Annotated in this window: 3 protein-coding genes and 1 pseudogene; 2 read left to right on the top strand and 2 right to left on the bottom strand. The window is 53.6% G+C overall.

Annotated elements, in window-relative coordinates; genetic code table 11:
* Positions 1-55: 55 nt before the first annotated feature.
* Positions 56-994: an AraC family transcriptional regulator gene (locus PL640_RS14790; RefSeq protein ID WP_271362413.1), complete on the bottom strand. Its 939-nt coding sequence runs from the start codon at positions 992-994 to the stop codon at positions 56-58.
* Between the two features lie 402 nt (positions 995-1,396).
* On the bottom strand, positions 1,397-2,509 hold the full coding sequence (locus PL640_RS14795) for a helix-turn-helix transcriptional regulator (protein ID WP_269703322.1): 1,113 nt from the start codon (positions 2,507-2,509) through the stop codon (positions 1,397-1,399).
* Positions 2,510-2,953: 444 nt separating this feature from the next.
* On the opposite strand from PL640_RS14795, the pseudogene PL640_RS25815 reads away from it, so the two are divergent.
* Positions 2,954-3,177: pseudogene (locus tag PL640_RS25815) on the top strand (IS6 family transposase); the annotation flags it as partial.
* 435 nt (positions 3,178-3,612) lie between these two features.
* Positions 3,613-6,402: an autotransporter outer membrane beta-barrel domain-containing protein gene (locus PL640_RS14800; RefSeq protein ID WP_271362414.1), complete on the top strand. Its 2,790-nt coding sequence runs from the start codon at positions 3,613-3,615 to the stop codon at positions 6,400-6,402.
* Positions 6,403-6,461 lie beyond the last annotated feature (59 nt).

The raw sequence follows: 6,461 nt of genomic DNA on the forward strand, positions 1-6,461 counted from the left end.
CTTGGCTTATGCGTTTCGGCAAAAAGCTTACGATTATTATCCAGTTTTAAATCATTCAAGATTTCAATCGGCTAGGTGGATAGCCGAAATGCCGGGTGAAGGCCGAAGTGAAGTTTGCGGGATGCTGGTAGCCGGCCTTGTAGGCCGCCTCCGCAATGCTCAATCCGTCGCGCAGGATAGCGTTCCGACCGATCAGCAGCCGCCGCTCCAGAAGATATTCCCGGGCGCTGATGCCGAAGGCGCGCTGGAAGTCCTGCTTGAGTTTGCTCTGGCCGACGGCGAAGCGGGCAGCAAGGCCGGCGAGCGAATCGATAGCAGCGGCATTCGCATCTATGTGCCGGCGGATTTCCAGCATACGCTCCAGCGATTTCGCGGTGAGGTTGGCGACTGCGGCCACCTCAGCCGGACGAAAGGCCTCCGCCAGAATGCTCAGCAGGCTCATGGCACTGGCATCGAGATGCACATTGGTGAAGGCGCCGTGCGCCGGCGGGTTCAGCACGGACCAGGCTATCTGGCGAAGCCGCGCATCGAGCGAATGGCGGCGTATCATCACCGGCTGGCACATGGCGCGTTGCATGGCCTGATAGGTGGGATCGCTATCCATGACGGCACGGTTATGCTCGCTCCAGGCGGGCGTCAGCAATAACTCCACCACGCGAACCGGTTGATCGGCATGGATGGTCATGCTCGTCGGCCGGCTTTCGCCGGTGGAAGTGATCCAGACCTCGTCCGGGCAGAATCCACCCTCGATGCCTTCGGTCGTGTTGGTGGCAAAGCCCTCCAGTACGACGGAGAGGCAGATCGCTGGAAAGGTGTGACTCTGATAGGCAAGCGGCGTGTCGAGGCGAAGATCGGTGGTGCCGAGGAACATTCCGGGGCTGACCTCGCGCCAGCGGCGTGTATCGCCCTGCATCTCCATCCGTTCCTCCAGAATGCCAGCATCTTCGAGCGAGCCGGCAAAATCATGCGCCTCGGTACCGACCACATCCGTCACGCCTTTCGCTCCCCTGGCCGCGCACGCCACGTCGTCCTGATCGGATTGCACACCGTACCAACCCTGAGATTCATCTGCCCCACCCACATGATGGATCGGATCGCAACATCCGCTTAACGTGATTACTACAATCAAGTTTTATGCAACAACCCACAGAGGGCAAAAAAATCGTTGCGAGGGCCGATTTCAGGCGCTTTTACGAGTTCGCAGCACGATCTGCCCCTCGACTGTGCCCGCCATGCTTGCCGGCTGCTATGCGGTCCATGGACAGACACGATGACCTGATTGGGCTCTTGATGAGAAGAGCACCGTCGCCCCAACAAGAAAGAGCCGATTCAGCTTATCGGCATAGACTCTGGCCATTCCTGCGCGCCACAAAGCGCGCTCATCAGAAACTCGCCTTCAAGGCAGCAAAGCATTGTTCGAGTTATGTGACTCATTTGAAGGCACACTCTTCAAGAGACTCACCAATGAGCTTTGTTGACTAGTTCCTGTTTTTGAGAAAATTGCATTCAGATAAGTGCGCGCCGTTCCGAAAGTTATTCGTTGGTTCGCAGCCGAGTCGCGTAGGGAGAGGCCGGATGTCAACGCCAGCGCCAATCGAGCCTCCGCGGGCGTCAATCCGAAGAGCCGGGAAACATATTCCGCACCGGGAAGTCCTCTCGTCGTTGCAACTGGCGTGACAATCATTATCGTCCCCGGCCCGGCGAATATGTGTCTCGCTTCTCGATACAATGGAATCATCTGGATAACCGCAGCGTCACGACTTTCGTCCGCTGGGATGGGTATGCTCACGGGTTTCCTTATGGAAACATCCAGCGCCTGGGAGAAGGCCTTCCTCAAGGAATCGCTGCCCTTGAGATCGAGGCGACCTGACGAATTCGCGGAAAAATATCGACGGCTATCGTGGAATAGATCGTTTGTTAGGACGATTTCTCTATTGCGAGCGATAAAAGCGGCAGCCACTCCGACGCTGTTAAGCATCTCTACTCCTCCACGCACGCGCTCAAAATACATACGTGACGCGAACAACGCAGCTTGCGAAAAGGGCTGGTTTAGTTTGTTGAGCTGAGCAATGATTTTCGGACCGTAACCGGGCTCACCCAGCCGGCGAGTAAACTCGAGCGTTATAATTTCACCGTTAAATAACTCAACAATCATGCCCGCCTGTACACCGTAGCCACGTTCGGCATGCCGCTTAACCCTCTCCTGGAAATCGACAATATCGGACCAATCGCCAGCAAACGGATCGAGCTGAAGGAAACCTTTATTAATTATCCCTTTAGCGCGAACATAGCTCGTCCATCGCTCTTGGGCTTCGGGAGTTTGATGCCAATCTTCATAATCCGGGAGGATCCTGCGACTGGTCGTAATACCCCTTGGAGCCGGCCAATATACTCCGATGCCACCGAAACCGGAATCAGTCTGCGCCGCCAACTCATCAAGCAGCGGCACCCACAGCTCCGGAAAGAAAGCAGCCTCGTACATTTTTTCAGAGAAATAATTAGTGTCCAACTCCAACGTCTCCGCCGACGAACCAGTTCAATCATTTATAACTCGCAAAGCACGTTGGTCGTATTGTAATATTTATTCCATACTCTACAGTGCGTGGATTTATTATTCTGATTAGTCGGATAAATCTACTACCACCATATGATAGGGATTGATATATGCGGCTCCGTAACGTCATCCTGAGTTTCAACCGGAATAACGGCCTCATTACGCGAGTATGCTAGCTTTACCATTGAATATTATATAAATAATTATAAGAAAACCAAGCGATTAAGCTTACAACTGTCCACTTTTTACTACCACTTCCATTTCGGTTATGAGGCGAATATCTGTAAGCATACGTTGCCAAGTTGTTTGAACCGGTCATTTTGATTATCGGTCCGGCATGAAGATCCTGGCTCATTACTCCGGCTGGATGGAGTTTCGCTTCCCGCGTGAGATCGTCGCCTATGCAGTCTGGGCCAAAACTCCTACCAGCAGACCCGAAAATGCGAAAAGATCATGTGTCGGCTCAAAACACCGCTTCAGGCATAGTACTCCTTGTCGGCCCACGATCAAATCAACACGATCTTCCGCCCCGCCGCTACATTCCAACCGCCATTTCATACCGCCACGCGCGAGCTGATACGTTCAGCCTGTGGGCTGAGTATGCTGCTGAAATGACAGTCTAAAACTGGCGACACCGCGCCGCTGGTACGCAACGCCAATCCACGTGGCAATTCCAACCACATAAGCGACAATCTCACGTGGAAACGAAACCCCTTCAAGCGGGGTAAAGCGCTCTGCAATTTCAGGGCGCCTTCATACCGGACACGCCAGTCTCAAACAACTTGGCCATACCAAACATTCAATATGGTGGGCGTACCCCCATCATATGGCAGTAGACAATGTGCCTGCAACGCAGCCAATTCTTCCTCCAGCAAATGCTATGAGCGGTGCATGTCGGCGATTGGGATATCAGTTTGTCCAGGCCGTAAAGCTGTAATGCATGACCCTTCCGCAGCTGAAGGCAAACTCTTGTAGCTCAAACCAGGCACAACCATAAACTGTATTTCGTTATGAGTCAGCCGGTAAAGGAAGATTACTAACAAATACTGCAGGTGACTATGACTAATACTGGCTTCCATCGAAATTGCTCTTTAACTGCCATGGTTATTTTTACAGTTGCAGGCACGACAAGTGTCAGCTTTGCCGATGGCGAATGCGGACCAGCAGTTGGGGGCGTCGTAACCTGTAACGACACGTCGCTAAATCCCTACCCTAACGGTATCACTTATGTCCTAAACGCGGCAAACTGGATAAAGCTAGAGCAGGGCGTCACCGTTGACAGGATTGATGGAGAGGGAAACAGAGGAGTAACACTGGAGCTCTTGAATTCCCCCTCAACAGTTGACTTGGACTACGGGACGTCGATCAGCACATCCGGCCTATATTCTGACGCGGTCTCTGTAGAGAGTGACAGCGATATCTCGATAATTTCAGCCGCTGATATTAGCGTGCGGGTTCCCCCGTCAGATACAGGTTACGCAGCAGGACTTTTCGGATCGATCATAAGCGGGGCTGATCATGCCAATCTCAGCATATTTCAGCGGGAAAACAGCACCATAACCGTCACGGGACCTATGGGGCGCGGGGTCTATGGTGTGCATTGGGGCAGCGGCGATGCACTGGCAATCGCAAAGGGCACCATTACAACTCAGGGAGACAATGGGCAGGGTATTTTTCTTCGCATTCTCGGTTCGGCCAATCCTGGACGGGCTCACATTATCGCCACTGAAGGTGCGACTATTCAAACGAGCGGCTTTGCCGCGGACGCTCTACTTGCAAGTAACGAAGCTCTCGGATCGGCGACGATCGAATCGGGCGCTTTCGTTGCCACGAGCGGCGCTTACGCTTATGGTGCCATTTCCAAAATCGATGATGCAGCCAATTCCCAGGACGCCACTGTTACTATTAACAAGGGTGGACGCATTACGACCCAAGGCGATGCATCACACGCGATCGTAACTCGAACGCCAGGGACAGGCGCGGCAATTGTTCGACTCGCCCAAGAGACAGCCATAACGACTGCGGGTTCACTGGCCAATGGTATAGAAAGCTCAAGTGGTGGTGACGTCGTTATGATCCAGGATGGAAAATCCACGGTCCATGTGACCGGGGATCAATCTTTCGGGGTAGATTTAACGGCGGAAAGCAAGTCCGAAGGCCGCTTTGATGGCGAAATTCGTTCTTCAGGGCAATTCGGTATCGGCATTTCCTCCTACTCCTCGACCTCCACCTCAACTGTTGTCGTGGGGAGGGAGGCGACTGTTAGCGGCGGATGGCAGCCAGGTTTGACCGAGATAGGCACGACCTCGGAAAGACCCGCTTCCGGAATTTTAATTGGCTCCGCGACGTTGAGCAAACTTGTTAACACCGGTCGAATTGAAGCTGGCTCCGACCGTGCCGTCGTTGACGTGGGGCGATTCCATCCAGCAAACGGGCATTTGGATGTTGTCAATCAAGGCAGCCTGACCGGGTTTGTTGTGTACGCCGGCGTCGACGGCAATCGGTTTATCAATGGTGAGAACGGTGTTTTCAGCATTCGGCACTTCGCCGACACTGATGGCGATGGCTTACGTGATACAAAGCGGGTCTCTGTGTCCGATTTTGGCTCCAACACCAGCATCTTCCACAATCAGGTCGGTGCGACCGTCCATTTGAGCTCGGTAACGGGGGAAACAAATGTCGACGTAGGCAACTATTATCAACCTAAATCAACCACGAGCCCATTGGATCCCAATATCTACTCGTTGAATAGACCTGGCGTGGTTCAAGGTCAGCTCGTCAATTTAGGCACTTTTCAAAATTCGGGCTCGATCGATCTGACAGGACCAACAACAGGCAATACGCTCCTCATCACCGGCAATGCCACGGCCGATTCAGGCGCGGGCAATAGTGTTTTCCTCAGTGATGGCGGTCACCTCGTACTAAACGCGGTGGCAAATGGCGGTAGCGCATCGAGAGAGCCGGCGGAATCATACGCTGACGTTCTCGTCGTGGACAGCACGCGCGTTGCAAGCGGTCCGACCAAGATTAGGATTGCCCGACGCGAAAGCAACGGCTCGTCAGAAGATGGAAACGGCATTCTCCTCGTCGAAGTACGCAACAAAGACGCTTCCAGTGCAAACGTTTTCTCGCTCGTTGGTGATTCCCGGGTCGATGAATCGGAGTCGATCGTACTGGGAGCTTACTCCTACGGCCTCTATCACAATGGCGTTGGGAGTGATGCAGCCGACGGTAACTGGTACCTGCGAAAGGCATCTCTGGCGCCAACGGTCCCCGTTTACGAAAGCTACCCGCAGGTTCTTCTCGAAATGGCGCAGCTTCCAGATCTGTCAAACAGCGGCCGGAATCGCCTTTGGATAAACCCTCTTGAACAACATGAAACAACTGGGCGTGGCGGAAATCTCGCCGAAATTGACAGATGTGACGCACCGGAGGATGTCGAATTCGACGCTACCGATGGGACCCACTGTACCGCTAGAAGTGGCTTTTGGGTTCATCTTGAGGGTGGACGCGGGCGACATGCTTTGGCTCGTTCCGCAAGTGAAGCGGACTACAGGTATGAGTCTTCCACATTTCAGGTCGGCGTCGATGGCATCTTGCTTGAGGGAAAACATGGAACTCTAATTGGCGGAGTGAACCTCCGGCGCGATCAAAGTTCTGCAACGATTGGTGCGTTCGGAAGCAGAGGCAGTATCACGAGCGAAGGTTATGGTGCAGGTGCAGCACTGACATGGTATGGATCCGGCGGTTTCTACCTGGATGGACGGGCACAGGCAACTTGGCTTAAAAGTGATTTGGCGTCCGATACTGTGTTTCGGCGTGGAATATTGACCCCTCTGACGGGGTGATCGGCGTCCAATTTTGACCCCCCACCTGTTTCGTCTGACCATCCGTCTTTTGCTGGCGG

The sequence above is a fragment of the Agrobacterium sp. ST15.16.024 genome, from assembly GCF_027956545.1.
Lineage (GTDB): Bacteria > Pseudomonadota > Alphaproteobacteria > Rhizobiales > Rhizobiaceae > Agrobacterium > Agrobacterium cucumeris.

What these genes read in the sequence shown, in the direction of transcription:
- PL640_RS14800 (WP_271362414.1), top strand. Translation starts at nt 3,613, where the DNA reads ATGACTAATACTGGCTTCCATCGAAATTGCTCTTTAACTGCCATGGTT.